Origin of the sequence: Variovorax sp. HJSM1_2 (assembly GCF_049316285.1) — a bacterium.
Lineage (GTDB): Bacteria > Pseudomonadota > Gammaproteobacteria > Burkholderiales > Burkholderiaceae_C > Rhodoferax_B.
In genome coordinates this window covers 36,892-54,371 of sequence record NZ_JBMOXA010000019.1, presented here as the reverse complement: position 1 = coordinate 54,371, position 17,480 = coordinate 36,892, and the positions used below count along the sequence as shown (strand labels likewise).

Below are 17,480 nucleotides of genomic sequence, written 5' to 3'. Positions count from 1 at the left end.
GCCTGTTCAGCGTGGCTTTTGCCGCGCCAGCAACTCCACAAAGAACTTGCTTGGAATGGCGTAGCTGATACCCGATGGGTTGGTCAGCGCCGACTCGCGTGTGCCTTTGACGAAAGTCATATTGATTACACCAACGACCTCACCTGTTTCCACATCGAACAGCGGGCCGCCACTGTTGCCGGGGTAGGCCGTACCGTCAAGCTGAAAAATGCTGAAGTTGCCATCACGCAAGCTGCGAATGACTCTCTCGGACAACTGGCGCCCGGTAGGCGCAGGCAATGAGATGGTGGTGATGGAGGAGATCATGGCCCGGTGCGTGACGGGCGAAAAGCCAAGCGCCCCGCCAATCGGAAACCCCATGAACGCCATAGACTCGCCCTCTTTGACGCGATCGGAATCACGCACACGCAGACCCGGTATCGGAGGCCCCTCCACCTGCAACGCGGCTACATCATGCGTCGGGTCCACCTCCAACACGGTTGCGCGTCGGGTTTCCCAACCCTCTTTGGAGGTACGCACGTTCACCACCAAATCGCGGCCATTCTCTTCTCCGGCCGGCACCAGCACATGGGCATTGGTAATGACGCGGTTCCTCTCGCCCACGACAAAGCCGGTTCCGCGTAACGTAAAGCGCGGGTTGTCCGTGGCCTTGTAATAGCCCACGATCACGACCGAGGGTTTGACCTTCTCGATCACCCCAACCAAATCGGCACGCGCTTCGGGTGCAACTAACAACATGCCCGTCAGCGCCAGCCCCAGAACACCGCCGAAAGCCCGCCGCGAAAGAACGTCTGCTCCAGCTGACATCAGGAAGCTTCCCAACACGCGCAGGGTGTGCAGTTCACTGTTGTCAGCCATCCCGCTCAAAGCGTTTTGAGCATCTGCTCTACTTCAGGCTGGGAGCTGAACTTGTCACCCAGTTTGGCTAGCTCAGTCAGAATTGACTTGGCGTTGCTCTTGTCACCAGACTTCGCATAGACCTTGGCCAGATTCAGTTTGAAAGTCGGGTTGTCTGGTTGCATCGCCACCGACTTCTTGCTCCACTCCAAGGCCTTGGCATAGTCGTTCTGATCGAGCAGCAACATGGCCAGGGTATCGGTGAAGGCAGGTTGTTGCGGCATCAGGCTGACGGCCTTCTCGGCATAACCCAGGGCCTTTTCCCGCTTCAATTGCCCACTCACCCACGCCAAGTTGTTGAGTGCGGGCGCGTTCTCTGGCTGCGCTTGCACCACAGATCCATAGTATTTCTCCGCAGCGGCGTAATCATTGCGCGCCAGTGCGTTGTCTCCCAGGTAGAAGACAAAACCAAGATCCTTAGGGTGCTCCTTCGGCCAACTGACCGCCAATTGATCAGCTTCCGCCTTTTTGCCGCTGGCCACATAGGATGAGTGCAACTTGATGGCGAGTTCCGACACGCTCGCATTCTTCAAGCCCGCTTGATAGGCCCGTGCGGCCTCGTCCCACTTGCGCTGGGCCACATACACATCACCCTCCAGGATGTAGCCGGCCGCGTCCTTGGCACGTTGCCGCTGAACATTCTTCGCTGTGACTAGCGCCGCTTGGTAACGCTGAGCCTCAACATCGAGCGAAATCAAACCACGCTGCGCCTGCAGTAAATCGGGCTGAAGCTCCAATGCCTTAGTAAGGCTTTGCGCGGCTTCCGTCTTTTTCTGGTCGGTCAGGTAGACCTCCGCCAGGCGCAAATGCGGTTGAACGGCATTCGGCTGCTGGCTGATCATGCGGTTGAATGTGGTCAGTGCCTGGTTGATGTCGCCGGACAACATCTGGGTGCGGCCCAGGGCGTCTTGCAAGGCAAGGTTATCCGGCGTGGCTGAGACGCCCGCCTGCGCAGTCGACAACGCCTGCTTAAAGTCCTTGCTACGCAGATAAAGCTCGATCAGCAACAAGCGTGGTGAAGCTTCATTGGGATTGGCAGCTATCGCCTTGTTCAGAAGATCAGCCACCTCCTGCTTGCTTCCCCCCTGGCTTGCACTGAGTTCCGCCAAGGCTACGAGCGCCTGACCGTTCTTCGGCTCCTTGGTCAACACCGCCTCAAAGCGGGACTTGGCCACGTCAGGCTTCTTGTCTGCCAGGTCCAAACGGGCCAAGCTGGCCACGGCTGGGAAGTAGGTTGGGTTGATCTTCACGGCCGCTTCAAAGCTCTTGCGCGCTGCAGCCGAATCTTTCATCGCCAACTGCGTGTGGCCGCGCAAGTTTGCGGCCAGGGGGCTATCGGGTTGTTTCTTCTCCAGGCCATCAATCGCCTTCAGCGCCTGAGCAAACTCCTGACGGCGCAGACGCGCGCTGATCAAGGCCAGATCGGCAGTCACTCCGGCGTCGCTTGCAGCAATGTCCTGGAGCTCGCCAAAAGCGGCGTTGGCATCACCGCTCATCAGGTGTGTCAGTGCCAACGATGTCCTTTTGCGAGCATCCTTGGGGTCTAGCCTGGCGGCTTTTGCAAAGTAATCTTGTGCACGAGCCAAGTTGCCATTCTGCAAAAAGACCTCACCCGCCAGCGAAAGCAAGTCCGGGTCCTTGGGCTCGGGCGACAAAGCTGGATTCAGCGTGCTCATGGCTTTTTCTGGTTTGCCGGAACGCAGATAGGTCAGGACCAGAAACCGCCGCGCCGACGCCAGTTGCGGAGCGGCCTGTATCACCTTGCTCAGATAAGACTCAGCCTGTAGATAGGAGCGCCGTTGGTACTCCGCAGCACCGGCCAACTGCAAGGTTTTGATGTTGTCTGGCGCCACGCGCAGGATTTGTTGTGTCAGGTCGCGCACCTTATCGAAGTTGCGCGACTGGTACGCAATTTGCGCCTCAAAATACTTGGTTTGCGGGTGGTTTGCAGCCACCGCCTTCATGGCTTCCAGTTGCTTGTTTGCACTGGGCAAATCGCCCTTTTGCAAATACACCGCCATGGCACCCGAGTGACCCGGCAAGAAGTCTTTCTTGACCTCGACCGCTTTTTGATAGGCTTGCAGCGCACCGTCGGAATCGCCCTTGGCGAAAAGCAGGAGGTCGGCTTTCAAACGCCACGTTTCGGGGTTGGCCGGGAATTTGGCAACCAACGACTCGGCCTGCGTCAGCGCCTGGTCAACGTTGCCGCTGCCAGCTTCATTTCGCGCTTGCGCCAGCAGGGCGTCAGCATTGCTGGGGTTTGCCTGTAAGGCGCTGTTAAGCGCAGTGCGCGACTCCACCTGCTTTCCCTGTGCCGCATAGGCGGCGGCCAGCGCAATCAGAAATTCTGACTTCGCCTCTGGCGACGAGATCTGCACATGACCCAGTTCGTCCGTGATCTTGCGGAACTTGCCCTGCATTGCCAAGGATTTGGCCAGCAAGGGCACAACCTTTTCGTCATCAAACTTCAGGCGCCTGGCCTTGTCCAGCTCGATCTCGGCGGCAGTTGCATTGCCAGAATTAAGCAAGGTCAGCCCCAGCAGATAACGCCCCTCGCCAGAATCGGGCTGGACCTGCAGCGCATTCTTGACCTGGATCATGGCCGCCGCGTTGTCTTTCTTCTCCAAGTACTCCTTGGCCGAAGTCAACATCTTTTGCGGATCGTCGCCGCCACAAGCCACAAGCACCATGGGCAGCAACGCCACCAGCAATGCCTTGGAAAACCGAACCTGCGTCATGTTCATCAACATTCCTAATTCGTCAACTTGCTACTTCAAGCCCAACCGGTGCATCAGGTCGTAAAGCGTGGGCCGACTCACACCCAGCAACTCGGCGGCCTTGGCAATATTGCCGTTGACTCGGCTGAGCGCCTGGATCAGCGCACCTTTCTCCGCGTTCTCGCGGATCACCCGCAGATCCAGCGATTGGTCTTGTCCATCTTCATCCGGCACAGACAGGCCCACATCATCGGCTGAAATCTGATTGCCGTCGGCCATGATGACCGCGCGTTTGATGCAGTTTTCCAGCTCGCGAATATTGCCTGGCCACTGATACGTCTCAATGACACGCACCGCACCTTCACTGAGATGCATGCTGCCGCGATTCTGTTCCTCACTAAAGCGGCGTAAAAACGAATGCGCCAGCAGCGCGGCATCGCCATTACGGCCACGTAGGGGCGGAATATTCACCACGATCTCGGCGAGGCGGTAATAAAGATCCTCGCGGAACCGCGCTTCCTTGCTAAGTGCGTTCAGATCCTGATGGGTCGCGCAAACAATGCGCACGTCCACCGGGATCTCCTGCCGCCCACCCACACGCTCAATCGTCCGTTCCTGAATGAAGCGCAGCAGCTTGGCCTGCAGCGGAAACGGCAGATCGCCGATTTCGTCCAGCATCAGCGTTCCGCCATTGGCCGTCTCGATTTTGCCGATGGTAGTCTTGCTCGCCCCGGTGAAGGCGCCCTTCTCGTAACCGAAAAGTTCGCTCTCCAGCAAATTTTCTGGGATCGCTGCGCAATTGATAGCAACAAACTTACCATTCTTGCGCGGGGAACTTTGATGCAAACCACGCGCCAGGACTTCCTTTCCCGTGCCACTTTCGCCCAACAGCATGACCGTCGCCGTACTCGCGGCCACCTTTTCAATGGTGCGGCAAATGCGCAGCATCTCGGGGTCGCGCGTGATAAGGCCCGACAACGCATCAGGCTGGTGCATGCTTTGCAGGCGCCGGTTTTCCTTCTGCAACTCGAACATGCGAAATGCACGCTCTATGGTCAGATTCAGTAGTTCTGGCTCGAACGGCTTGGCGAAGAAGTCGTAGGCCCCCAGCGCCACAGCGCGCAAGGCGTTTGCCTGATCGTTCTGCCCAGTCAACACAATCACCTTGGTATCGGCCTGCGCCGCCAGGATCTGCTCCAGCAGTTTGAAGCCCTCGGAGACACCATCCGCATCCGGCGGCAGTCCCAGGTCCATGGTGACCACGGCGGGCGTATGCCGGCGCAATTGGATCAATGCGCTCTCGCGATCAGCCGCGGTGACGGACTCAAATTTGTCGACCGACCACTTGATCTGCTTCTGCAGCGCAAGGTCGTCTTCGACAATCAGTAGGGAGCGTGCCGTATCCACTGTCATACCTCTTCTTTCTCTCGCAAATCCGATCCTTGCTGAACGTCAAATAACGGGAGGAATATAGACACTCGCGTTCCCTTGGAAAGTTCACTATCGACCAAGATTCTTCCACCTAGTTCTTGTACGTATTGGAAGCTTTCGTAGGCCCCAATTCCCATCCCAGCCTTCTTTGTTGTCTGGAAGGGTTTGAAGAGGCGCTCCCTCACAAACTCCTCCGACATGCCTTGCCCCGTGTCACGGACTTCAATACAAGCTTGCCCACTGACACGGTCAAGTTTCAGCCAGACCTGTCCTGATGATTCGGTTGCATCAAAGGCGTTTTGCACCACATGTCCAATGATGCGCTCCAGCCTCTCCTCATGCCCTCTCGTGACTACGCGCTGCACCACTTCCACCTCCAAATGCCGACCACGTCCTGCGGCGACAGCGGAAATGCGTTGCACGATACTGAAAAGGTCTACACCGACGGCGACGCCTGGGGGAGTGGCCCCCTCGCGCAATTGAAGCATCAGTTGACGCATTCTGTCCAAAGAATTCTCCACCGTCATCAACATGTCTTGCTGAAATTCGGGGTTATCGTGCAGTCTTTTGGCGTTCTTCATCATCAATGACAACTGCGTCACGATGTTCTTCAGATCGTGCACGACAAACGCCGACATCTTGTTAAACGCGTCAAATTTTCGAACTTCGAGCAGTGCCTCCGTCGCCTGCATTTGCGAAAGAAAGCTGGCGGCCTGCCGGCTCGCTGTTTTCAGCAAATCATTCACCTCCCAGTTGACGTCGAAGTTTGTTCTGGCACTGGCCAAGAGGACGAAACCTATCATGTTGTCACCGACGATGAGCGGCACCACCAGCCAGGCATGTGGAATATCGTGCAGCCAAGGGGGCAAAACCAGGTCGCCATAACGCTGGGGAAAAGAACGAAACTCAGCGAGATTCACCACCCAACGGCTTTTCACCAAAAACCTGCAGAAAGGCGAGTCGTCGCCTTCTTCCGCATCGGTTTTCGCCAGATTCCACCGAGCTGCCTGCCTGAAGGCAGACTCACCTGCGCCCTTGAGCCAAAGCCCGCCACCGGGACTCTCCAGCATATCGGCCAAGCCCCTGATCACCTTCTGCCCCATTTCCTGCGGCACGTCACTGGACGAAAGTGTTTGGGTAAACCTGAGCCATTCCTCACGATAGTCATACCGGTACCGGAAGAAATGCTTGCCGACGAATACCTTGAACTTTGCGCGCACCGAACCCGAAAGGGCTAGGATCATCAGCACCACAAGTGCCGAGAAAATCAAGCCCAGTTGCAGGGCGCGCCCCCATTCACCGCCAAAGTAACGGACGTAGTAGCCCACACCAGAGATAAACAACAGGTAGATCCCTGCGGCGAACAAGGTTGCAGAATGAAATGCGGCCCGCTGTGAGATACGAATCTTCGCAACCCAGTCTTTACGACGCAACGTCGATAACAGTAGCAATGGCATCATCAAGCCATGCACAAACCCACGGATGCTGAGTGCATCAGGGTCGAGCTTGTTAAACAACACCGCCTGCGAATACAAGTACAGATCGAACAGAAATGTTCCCGCAAGGCCCAGACATAGCGGCTTCACGTTCCAACGGGAATCTTCCGTGACATTGCGATAGACCTGCTCAAGCCACACCAGCGCCAGGACCGACATCGCCATTGAGCTCAACAGCAAAAGGTTGGAGCTATCCGCCTCAACTGCGGGGCGCATCCCTGCCTGGACCTGCATCGCAAGGCTGCCAAGCATCAGCAAGATGGTCACCAGCGGCAAAGCGGCAATGGAACTTGGCAGATCCTCCGTCTGATTTGGCCGGCACAGCACGACCATGAAGCCCAACCAACCGGCATAACGCCCCCAGTCGACCAGGCGCCCAAGCCACTCGTATTCCAAGTGAGACGTCAACAGGAACCCGGCCTCCAAGCCGCCCCAGACGGCACTGCAGAAGACGGCAAAGACAAGCGAAATGGCGCTCAGCGCAAGCGGTGGCAACAGCGTGCCGGCCCAGATCAAGCGCAAAAGAAAAAGACCATAGACCAGTCCCACCAGTCCATAGCCCCAAAGCATCAAACCAAAGTTTTCGCTATCCATCATTCAGCCGTAACGAGCCCACCATGGCAGGACAATCGGGCCAACTTAGCGCGAGCCTTTAGCCAGGAGGACAACGCCAACTGTTTCAAACAGGATCACGATGTCAAGAAACAAGGAGTGATTCTTGACATAGTAGAGGTCATATTGCAGCTTCTCCGCCGAATCTTCCAACGTGGCGCCGTAGTGGTAGCGCACTTGCGCCCAACCCGTAACGCCGGGCTTCACACTTTGCCGTACCGCGTAGTAAGGAATCTGGCGCGTCAACTGGTCGACGAAATACGGGCGCTCGGGCCGCGGACCGACCATGCTCATGTCGCCCGTTAGCACACAGAATAGTTGCGGCAATTCATCGACGCGGATTTTGCGAATCACCCGCCCGACACGCGTCACACGGTCGTCCTGGGCAGCGGCCCAGCGCGGCTTGCCATCTTTTTCCGCATCGGTGCGCATGCTGCGGAACTTGATCACATTGAACAGCCGGCCGTTGAACCCGACCCGCTCCTGCTTATAAAAAATCGGCCCCTTGCTCTCCAGGGTGATCAGCAACATGGTCACCAGCATGATGGGCAGGGTGATCAAGATCAAAACAAGCGCACTAAAGATGTCGAACAGCCGTTTCACAAAGGTGCGCATGCCATCTTGGCTAAAGCCATCGCCAAAAATCAACCACCCGGCATTGACGGAATCAAGCCGAATCTGGCCCTTGGTCTTTTCAAAATGGGTCGCAACATCCACCACCCGCACCCCATGCAATTTGCAATCGAGTAATTCACGTAGCGGCATGCTGCCGCCACGACGCTCCATGAGCGCAACCACGATTTCGTCCACTTCCAGCTCAAGCGCGGTATCCGTCAGGGATTTGTGTTTGGACAAAATGCCCCAGGCCGACACTTCTGCCTCGACTTCATTCGGACTTGCGTAATACCCCACAACATCCACGTGTGGATCTTCATTCTTCAGCGTCTTGCCCACAAGCGCCGCGCGCGGACCGGTACCGAACACCAATACACGGTGGCGCAACATCGATTGGGGCGTGGAGTGCACCACATAAACCCGGTGCAACATCATCACCAGCACACCGAGCATGGCCGACATCACAATAGCTTCGCGATTCGCCAACTGAGACGGAAACAGCGCAAACACCACATAGGTGAGTGGAACCGCCATGATGAGCGACAGCACGGCGCGCGCGCGCGACTGGCTGAGCGAGCGGTTGTGCACGCGCTGGTAAAAACCCAGCCCCGCGTTGATCAACAACATGCCGAGCGCCAGCAAACATGCATGCCCGACAAGTGAAACGGCGGCGGTAGTGTCCTCGCCTCGCCACAAGACAGTGAGAAGAACCGCCAGGATTACCAGCCCCAAATCGAAAAAAACCTGCTGCAGCGTTCGCTTGTGCAAGTAGTGATTGAATAGCTTGATCATGCTCGAAATACGTCCTCATCACCGCACAAGACTTGCGACTGGCGAAGCCGCACCGAAATCTCAGATTGCAATTCAGCGATTTCCGAGCATCTCCCCCAGGAACGCAAAATTGTTTTCAAAAATATGGTCATGAAAATCGGTGCGTACTTATGATTTTTTTATATCAGTTCAAACAACGATATTAACCGCAGTCGATTGGCGGTTAATGAAGCTTGGAATTATCAGGTGCTCCTCAGGGCTACCCGCTCACCGCTTGCTGCTAGAAGCGACAATTTTGGCGTATTCGACACATTTTCGGTCAAATCCTTGTCCGCAGAAGAATATGCAATCCATTGATGCAAGCCACCGAGCAGCCGACTCACAGGCCGTGTCATCGCCATCGCTGTTCATTTAGTCCACAATCAATTTCACTCACTTTGAAACAAGGTCATGTTGATGAAAAAGCCCACACGCACACATTCGCTCCATCCCTTTGCTTCCACCGTCAAGACGTTCAGAACGGCCTCTGGCGCCACCGGCAAGTTTCATTCACTTCCCGAGCTCGCCAAAACCTACCCCGGCGTGAACCGGTTGCCGGTATCGATGCGCATCGTGCTCGAATCGGTGTTGCGCAACTGCGATGGCAAACGCGTGAGCCCGGAACATGTGGAGCAACTGGTGCACTGGTTGCCGAACGCCGAACGCGTGGACGAGATCCCGTTTGTGGTCTCACGTGTCGTATTGCAGGACTTTACCGGCGTGCCACTGCTGGCCGACCTCGCCGCGATGCGCAGCGTAGCCTTGAAACTAGGCAAAAAAGTCGGTCGCATCGAGCCCCTGGTACCCGTGGACCTGGTGGTAGACCACTCCATCATGGTCGACTACTTTGGCAGCAAAAAGGCGCTTGATCTGAACATGAAGCTCGAATTCCAGCGCAACCGCGAGCGCTACGAGTTCATGAAGTGGGGCATGCAGGCCTTCAAGACCTTTGGCGTGGTGCCGCCGGGCTTTGGCATCGTGCACCAGGTGAACCTCGAATACCTGGCGCGCGGCGTACACCGCACTTCTGACGGCGTGTACTACCCCGACACCTTGGTCGGCACCGACAGCCACACCACCATGATCAACGGCATTGGTGTGGTCGGCTGGGGCGTGGGCGGCATCGAGGCCGAGGCGGCCATGCTCGGGCAACCGGTCTATATGCTGACGCCCGATGTGGTCGGTTTCGAGCTCACGGGGCGCCTGCGTGAGGGTGTCACCGCCACCGATCTGGTACTCAGCGTCACTGAAATCCTGCGCCACGCCAAAGTGGTCGGCAAATTTGTCGAGTTCTTCGGTGAAGGCACGCGCACCCTGGCTCTGCCCGACCGCGCCACCATCGCCAACATGGCGCCCGAGTACGGCGCCACCATGGGATTCTTCCCGGTGGATGAACGCACCATCGACTACTTCAAGGGCACGGGCCGGACCAAGGCGGAGATTGAAACCTTTGAAGCCTACTTCCGCGCCCAAGGCCTGTTTGGTGTTCCGCTAGCAGGCGAAATTGATTTCTCGCAGGTCGTCAAGCTTGACCTGGGCGACGTGACGCCCAGCCTGGCCGGCCCCAAGCGCCCGCAAGACCGCATAGAACTGGGCAACGTGGCACACACCTTCCAGTCGCTGTTCAGCCTGCCAGTGGCCGAAAACGGTTTTAACCGCCCCGCCGAGGAACTGAGCCAACGCCATTCCGTCTACCCCGAAATCCCCGCGCACACGGCCCCCTCCAGCCCGCCGACACCCCACGGCGCGCCGCGCCAAGTGGTGGAGATGGAAGGCAACAAGCCGACCATGGCCACGGCTGTCGCCACCAGCCGCAGCTCAAACGTCACGGTTGGCAATGGCGATGTATTGATTGCGGCGATCACCAGTTGCACCAATACGTCCAACCCCAGTGTGCTTTTGGCGGCCGGCCTGCTGGCAAAGAAGGCCGTGGAAGCCGGATTAAAAGTACAGCCGCATATCAAAACCTCATTGGCGCCGGGCTCGCGCATCGTCACCGAGTATCTGACCGAAACCGGCCTGCTGCCCTACCTGGAAAAACTCGGCTTTGCACTTGCCGGTTATGGTTGCACGACCTGTATCGGCAATGCTGGCGACCTCACACCAGAGCTGAACGAGGCCATCACCCGCAACAACCTGGTGTGCGCGGCGGTGCTCAGTGGCAACCGCAACTTTGAAGCACGCATCCACCCCAACCTGAAGGCCAATTTTCTAGCCAGCCCGCCGCTAGTGGTGGCCTATGCGATTGCCGGCACCATGAAGCGCGACCTGATGACCGAACCTGTGGGCATAGGACGCGCTGGCAAAGAGGTTTACCTGGGTGATATCTGGCCCAGCAGCGACGAAATCCACGCGCTGATGAAATACGCCATGAACGGCAAAGCCTTCCGCGCCAATTACGGCAAGGTGAAATCGGAGCCTGGCAAGCTGTGGGAAAAAATCAAAGGTGTGGCCGGCGACGCCTACACCTGGCCCGCCAGCACCTATATTGCCGAGCCGCCCTTCTTCAAGGATTTCGCTCTTGAATTGGGAGTACCCAACGCAACAGATAAAGGCGCGAGCGACACAAAAGACGCGGTATCGGTGCGGGGCGCCACCATCATGGCGCTGTTTGGCGATTCCATCACCACCGACCACATCTCACCGGCTGGTTCCATCAAGGAAAGCTCGCCCGCCGGCCAGTGGCTGCTCGCCAACGGCGTGCAAAAAGCCGACTTCAACAGCTATGGTGCGCGCCGCGGCAACCATGACGTGATGATGCGCGGCACTTTTGCCAATGTACGCATCAAGAACCTGATGATCCCGGCCCTGCCCGATGGTTCACGCGAGGAAGGCGGCCTGACGTTCTACCAGCCAACGGCGGCCGAAGGTGGCGCTGCGCTAAAGATGCCGATTTACGACGCCGCCATGCGCTACATGGCGCACAACCGTCCCACGGTGATTTTTGCGGGTGAAGAATACGGCACCGGCTCGTCACGCGACTGGGCGGCCAAAGGCACGCAGTTGCTCGGCATCAAGGCCGTGGTGGCGCGCAGCTTTGAGCGCATCCACCGCAGCAACCTGGTGGGCATGGGCGTGTTGCCGCTGCAGTTTTTGCCGGGTGTGAGCTGGCAAACCTTGGGCCTCAGCGGGCGCGAACACATTGACATCGTGCCCTCCCAGGATCTCAAACCGCAAAGCTACGCCAGCATGGTGATCCACCGCGAAAACGGTCTGCAAGAAGAGGTGCAGTTGATTCTGCGCATAGACACACCAATCGAGGTCGACTACTACCGCCACGGCGGCATCCTGCCGTTTGTGCTGCGGCAACTGCTGGCGGGATAAAGTCAAAGCCGGCAGCTACGCCGTTTTTATTTGTAAAAAGCGGCAGAATTCGGGGTATGGCGAAACAGGTGTTGATCGCGGGGGGAGGCATTGGTGGCATGTCTGCCGCCCTGGCTTGCGCGCGCGCAGGTTGGGGTGTGCAACTGTTTGAACGCGCCCCGGCCTTCAGCGAGGTGGGTGCAGGCATACAGCTTGGGCCCAACGTCACGCGCCAACTCAATGCCTGGGGCCTGGCCAGTGCCGTGGCAGAAGTCGCAGCCCTGCCCGACCAGTTGCAGGTGCGCGATGCCGACTCGGGCCAAACCCTGGGCCTGTTGCGCTTGGGCCAGCAGACTCAGGCGCGCTACGGTGCGCCCTATGTCACCATTCACCGTGCAGACCTGCACCGGCTGTTGCATACCGCCACGCAGCAGGAAGGCGCGGTGCAGATTCAGCTGAACACGGCACTTCGGCAATTCAGCGAAGACCTCAACAGCGTTAAAGCACAACTCACCAGCGAGGCCAGCACTTTTTCCGCCGGGGCAGTCGAGGTAGAAGGCGACGCCCTCGTCGGCGCCGATGGTTTGTGGAGCCCGGTGCGTCAGATTCTTTTGCAGGACGGCCAGCCCATGGTGGCAGGCCATTTGGCTTACCGCGCGCTGGTGCGCCAAGCCGCCCTGCCCGAGGCGCTGCGCACCCAGAACATCACCGTCTGGCTGGGCTCGCGTTTGCACGTGGTGCAGTATCCCGTGCGCGGCGGCGATTGGCTCAATGTGGTGGCCATCGTGCAGGCCCGATTGCCCGGGCCTGTGCAAAACCTGGGGCCAGAGCGGCTTGACCACTGGGACCACTCGGCCAATGCCATCGAGCTGCAACGTGTGCTGGCCGACACCTGCGGCCCGCTGCAAAACCTGGTGCATGCCGTAGGCCACTGGCGCCTGTGGGTGCTGTGCGACCGCCCACCGATGCGTGGCCCGCAAGAACAAGCCCTGGGCCGCGTGGCACTGTTGGGTGACGCCGCCCACCCCATGCGCCCCTACCTCGCACAAGGCGCCGGCATGGCCATAGAAGACGCCGCAGCCCTGGGCCAAGCCTTGGGCCAAGCGCTGACGCCATCGGCCAACGTGCCTGCCGCCCTGCGCCGCTACGCCCAGGAGCGCTGGCAACGCAACGCCCGCGTCCAGGCCCGCGCCGAACGCAACGGCCGCATCTTCCACGCCACCGGCCCGATACGCTGGAGCCGCAACCTTGCCATGCGCCTGGGCGGCGAACGCCTGCTCGACATGCCCTGGCTTTACGGCGCGAATACTACGGCTTAATCGCTATTGAATAAATAGCTGCTCATGCTTATCCATAAAGCGTGAGCGGCACTTTTGATATAAACCGCCAGTCCGGCATCAGCAGCAAGAAAAAACACCCCTGCCCCTTTGCGAATACCGCAGAACCGGCTTTGCCGGGCTGCAGGTATTGCCCCCTGCAAGGGGGTTGGCGTAGTGACACGCAGTGCACGAAGACTGGGGGTTAGAGATTAGTTCTCAACGTCCAAATCTCCGGAAACAACACCACATCCAGCATCTTGCGCAGATAGCTCACGCCACCCGTACCGCCCGTGCCGCGCTTGAACCCAATCACCCGCTCCACCGTCGTCACATGGCGGAAGCGCCAAAGCCTGAAGGCGTCTTCCAGGTCGGTGAGTTCTTCGCCCAACTGGTACAGATCCCAGTAATGTGATGGGTCGCGATACACCGTGAGCCAGGCTTGCTCGACCTCGGCACTCGCCACATAGGGCTGACGCCAATCACGCTCCAGAGTGGCCGCCGGCACGGCAATGCCACGGCGCGCCAGCAAGCGCAGCGACTCGTCATACAGCGACGGCGCGGCGTAAGCCGCCTCCACCGAGGCCAGCAAATCGGGCCGGTGCGCGTGCGGCTTCAGCATGGCGGCGTTTTTGTTGCCCAACGCAAATTCGATGCGGCGGTATTGGTGGCTCTGAAAGCCGCTGGAGCTGGCCAGGTAAGGCCGCATGGCGCTGTACTCGGGCGGCGTCATGGTCGCCAAAACGTCCCAGGCGTGCACCAGTTGCTCCATGATTTTGCTCACGCGCGCCAGCATCTTGAAGGCGCTGGACAGGTTGTCGGCCGCCACACAGGCAATGGCCGCATGCAGCTCGTGCAGCATCAGCTTCATCCACAGTTCGCTGGTTTGGTGCTGCACGATGAACAACATTTCATCGTGCGCGGGCGACAGCGGCTTTTGCGCACCCAGGATGGCGTCGAGCTGCAGGTAGTCGCCGTAGCTCATGGACTGGCTGAAGTCGAGCTGCGCACGCTCTTCGATGACGATGCTCTCTGGTTTACCAGGCGCGACCTCTGAGCCGGCGTTAGGGGTGGTGCTGGAATGGGCGTGGGGACACATGGATCTATACCTCGGTTACACGGCAAGGCGGGTTTCAACCGCTACGCAAATCACAGGCCTGATGCGCCACTCTCAACCCAATACGAGTTAAAAATCGTGCGCTTCAAACAACAAGCCGCGGAGTTTGCCGCTCGGAAAAAACCCGTTGTGTCGGTTATTTACAACGAACTACAAATATTCATTACCCAACGATGACCGTCAATGCGGCGGCATCAAGGGTGAAACAAAAACCGCCGAAAGCGGCGGTTTTGAGGCGACGGTCAAGATGCTTAAAGCACGGCCAAACCGTGTCGGCGCCGGGCACGCGCACAGCCGTCGCTGCCGGCTTCCAATTCGCGGCAGGGGCTGGGGCGCCACTCATAGATTCCGCAGCTCACCGACTCACCAATGCGCCCGCAGAGCGCAGCGCAGCGCGGCTGGGCGTAATCGGTACCGCGCAGGCGGCTCAGGTTGTCGTTGACTTCCACTGCCAACGAACTCGGCACGCTGCCGCCGTGTTCGTCGAGTTCAAACACGCTGAAATCGACCCGAAAAGCTGCGCAGCAGGCGCCACATGTTTGGCAGGTATCGGCCATGTGGGCGCCCCTATGAACCGACGCTCAGGCCAGGCGGCCCAAGAGCAGGTATTCCATCAAGGCTTTTTGCGCGTGCATGCGGTTTTGGCTACGCCGCAACATAATGCCTGCCCTGCGGTCAGCCGCCCCGCACTTCATGCGAGTCGTCCGAGCAAAAGGTACTCCATGAGCGCCTTTTGCGCATGCATTCTGTTTTCAGCCTCGTCCCATACCACGGACTGTGGGCCGTCGATCACATCCGCATCCACTTCTTCGCCACGGTGAGCCGGCAGGCAGTGCATGAACAACGCATCGGGCTTGGCCACGCGCATCATCTCGGCGTCGACACGCCAGTCGGCAAAGGCTTTGCGGCGCGCGTCGTTTTCGGCCTCGTAACCCATGCTGGTCCAGACGTCGGTGGTCACCAGGTCGGCACCGGCGCAGGCTTGCATGGGGTCGGTGAAGACCTTGTAGCTGTCACTGGAACGCACACCAGCGACCGACTGATCGACCTCGTAGCCGCTGGGCGTGCTCACGTGCACGGTGAAGTCCAGAATCTCCGCGGCCTGCAGCCAGGAGTTGGCCATGTTGTTGCCATCGCCCACCCAGGCCACCGTCTTGCCCTTGATCGAGCCACGGTGCTCGATGTAGGTGAAGATGTCGGCGAGGATTTGGCAAGGGTGGAACTCATTGGTCAGCCCGTTGATCACCGGCACACGCGAGAACTCGGCAAAACGCTCCAGCTTGTCCTGGCCAAAGGTGCGGATCATCACCAGGTCGACCATGCGGCTGATGACCTTGGCGCTGTCTTCAATCGGCTCGGCACGGCCCAACTGGCTGTCGCCAGTGGTCAGGTGCACCACCGAGCCGCCCAGTTGGTACATGCCGGCCTCAAAGCTTACGCGGGTGCGCGTAGAAGCTTTTTCGAAAATCAGCGCCAGCGTGCGGTCGGCCAGCGGGTGGTGTTTTTCGTAGGACTTGAACTTCTTCTTGATCAACGCGGCGCGCTCGAACAGGTAGGCATATTCGTCGGCCGTGAAGTCGCTGAACTGCAGGTAATGCTTGATGCTGGCGGGGGTGCTGGATGCTGTGCTCATGGGGCCACGGGTTCGGCAAGGAACGCTTTGATCAAAGGACACAGGATAGCGACAATTTCATCAGCCTCAGCCTTGGTGAGGATGAGCGATGGCACCAAACGCACCACACTGTCGGCGGTCACGCTCAGCAGCAGGCCCGCATCGGCCGCACGTTGCGTCAGCACACCACAAGGGCGGTCGAGGTCGATACCCAGCATCAGGCCGTGGCCGCGCACTTCGCGCACGCCTTTCTCGCCAGCCAACGCGGCCTCAAGCCCGGCCTTCAGGTGCGCGCCCACCACGGCGGCGTTTTCCAGCAAGCCTTCTTCTTCCATGATCTGTATGGTTTCCACACCGGCGCGCATAGCCAGCGGGTTGCCACCAAAGGTAGTGCCGTGGTTGCCCGGCTGGAAGATGTTGGCCGCGCGTGCGCCCGCCACCACTGCACCGATCGGCACGCCCGAGCCCAGGCCCTTGGCCAGAGGCATCACGTCCGGCTTGATGCCGGCCCATTGGTGCGCAAACCATTTGCCGGTGCGGCCCATGCCGCACTGCACTTCGTCGATCATCATCAACCAGTCGCGCTCGTCGCAGAGCTTGCGCACCTGCTGCAGGTATTCGTTACGCATGGCGTTGATGCCGCCTTCGCCCTGTATGGTTTCAAAGAACACCGCCACCACGTTGGGGTTGCCTTCGGTGGCTTGCTTCAAGGCGGCAATGTCATTCAACGGCACACGGATGAAACCTTCGACCAGCGGGCCAAAACCGGCTTGCACTTTTTTGTTGCCGGTAGCCGACAGCGTGGCAATGCTGCGGCCGTGGAAAGCATGCTCGTAGACCACGATTTCAGGCTTTTCTATGCCCTTGTCGTGGCCGAACTTGCGCGCCAGCTTCAGCGCGGCTTCGTTGGCTTCCAAACCTGTAGAGCAGAAAAAGGTCTTGCCGCCTTCGGCGCTCAGCCCGGCCAGGTCCACCAGCTTGGCGGCCAGCTTTTCCTGGTTGGGGATGTGGTAGTAGTTGGAGCTGTGGATGATCTTGGCGATCTGGTCTTGCAGCGCGGGCACCAGCTTGGGGTGGTTGTGGCCCAGCGTGTTGACCGCAATGCCGCCCAGGCCATCCAGATAAGCCTTGCCATTGACGTCCCACACGCGCACACCTTGGCCATGTGACAGCGCGATCGGCAGGCGACCGTAGGTGTTCATGGTATGGGGGGATGCGGCCTCGATAAAAGCGGTCATGTGGTTCTCCAAAACGTGACAAGAAAGGGGTTTTCAGCGCAAGATACGAACCTACAGGAGCCTGTTGGGCCTGGGGCGCCGATAGCGAAAATCGACCCCAGTGAGGACAGTTTTTGTCGACTTTGCAGGTCCATAGTTCACCTATGGATCAAGAAGACGGCGAAAAATGGACCACTGCGGTAGATTTGCAGCCGGCGATTCCCAAGCCCAGCAGGCTCCTTATATGCCGCTGAAAGCTAATTCTAGGCGCTGCCACTGCAACCTTATTTGACAATTCCGCATCACTGCAATGCACCCACGCCGCTCTATGGAAATC

The 17,480-nt window shown here is 58.8% G+C and carries 11 protein-coding genes; 2 read left to right on the top strand and 9 right to left on the bottom strand.

Annotation, left to right across the window (positions count from 1 at the left end; translation table 11 throughout):
• Positions 1 to 6: 6 nt before the first annotated feature.
• From ACFQ95_RS18765 to ACFQ95_RS18745, 5 genes are all read right to left on the bottom strand, one after another.
• Positions 7 to 738: a S1 family peptidase gene (locus tag ACFQ95_RS18765; RefSeq protein ID WP_422833387.1), complete on the bottom strand. Its 732-nt coding sequence runs from the start codon at positions 736 to 738 to the stop codon at positions 7 to 9.
• Positions 739 to 863: 125 nt separating this feature from the next.
• A complete protein-coding gene (gene prsT, locus ACFQ95_RS18760) occupies positions 864 to 3,587 on the bottom strand; it encodes an XrtA/PEP-CTERM system TPR-repeat protein PrsT (RefSeq protein ID WP_422833439.1) in 2,724 nt (907 codons plus the stop codon).
• Between the two features lie 78 nt (positions 3,588 to 3,665).
• Positions 3,666 to 5,027 carry a PEP-CTERM-box response regulator transcription factor gene (prsR, locus tag ACFQ95_RS18755; protein ID WP_422833385.1) on the bottom strand — a complete coding sequence of 454 codons (1,362 nt, stop codon included), beginning with the start codon at positions 5,025 to 5,027 and terminating at the stop codon, positions 3,666 to 3,668.
• Entirely contained in the window at positions 5,024 to 7,135 is a 2,112-nt protein-coding gene (prsK, locus tag ACFQ95_RS18750; protein WP_422833383.1) for an XrtA/PEP-CTERM system histidine kinase PrsK, read from the bottom strand. Before prsK ends, prsR begins: the two co-directional genes overlap by 4 nt.
• Before the next feature lie 45 nt (positions 7,136 to 7,180).
• On the bottom strand, positions 7,181 to 8,560 hold the full coding sequence (locus ACFQ95_RS18745) for a TIGR03013 family XrtA/PEP-CTERM system glycosyltransferase (RefSeq protein WP_422833382.1): 1,380 nt from the start codon (positions 8,558 to 8,560) through the stop codon (positions 7,181 to 7,183).
• Between the two features lie 435 nt (positions 8,561 to 8,995).
• On the opposite strand from ACFQ95_RS18745, the gene ACFQ95_RS18740 reads away from it, so the two are divergent.
• Both ACFQ95_RS18740 and ACFQ95_RS18735 read left to right on the top strand, forming a co-directional pair.
• On the top strand, positions 8,996 to 11,902 hold the full coding sequence (locus tag ACFQ95_RS18740) for an aconitate hydratase (protein WP_422833381.1): 2,907 nt from the start codon (positions 8,996 to 8,998) through the stop codon (positions 11,900 to 11,902).
• Between the two features lie 56 nt (positions 11,903 to 11,958).
• On the top strand, positions 11,959 to 13,200 hold the full coding sequence (locus tag ACFQ95_RS18735; protein WP_422833380.1) for an FAD-dependent monooxygenase: 1,242 nt from the start codon (positions 11,959 to 11,961) through the stop codon (positions 13,198 to 13,200).
• Positions 13,201 to 13,402: 202 nt separating this feature from the next.
• Here ACFQ95_RS18735 and kynA read toward each other — a convergent pair whose 3' ends face one another.
• The 4 genes from kynA to ACFQ95_RS18715 all read right to left on the bottom strand — a co-directional run bounded on the left by kynA (position 13,403) and on the right by ACFQ95_RS18715 (position 17,164).
• Positions 13,403 to 14,296 (bottom strand): tryptophan 2,3-dioxygenase, encoded by an 894-nt coding sequence (gene kynA, locus ACFQ95_RS18730; RefSeq protein ID WP_422833378.1) that lies wholly within the window; start codon positions 14,294 to 14,296, stop codon positions 13,403 to 13,405.
• Positions 14,297 to 14,565: 269 nt separating this feature from the next.
• Entirely contained in the window at positions 14,566 to 14,871 is a 306-nt protein-coding gene (locus tag ACFQ95_RS18725) for a YkgJ family cysteine cluster protein (protein ID WP_422833376.1), read from the bottom strand.
• Between the two features lie 134 nt (positions 14,872 to 15,005).
• Complete coding sequence (gene argF, locus ACFQ95_RS18720; RefSeq protein WP_422833375.1) at positions 15,006 to 15,947, bottom strand: ornithine carbamoyltransferase; 942 nt, start codon at positions 15,945 to 15,947, stop codon at positions 15,006 to 15,008.
• Positions 15,944 to 17,164 (bottom strand): aspartate aminotransferase family protein, encoded by a 1,221-nt coding sequence (locus tag ACFQ95_RS18715; protein ID WP_422833373.1) that lies wholly within the window; start codon positions 17,162 to 17,164, stop codon positions 15,944 to 15,946. Before ACFQ95_RS18715 ends, argF begins: the two co-directional genes overlap by 4 nt.
• Positions 17,165 to 17,480 lie beyond the last annotated feature (316 nt).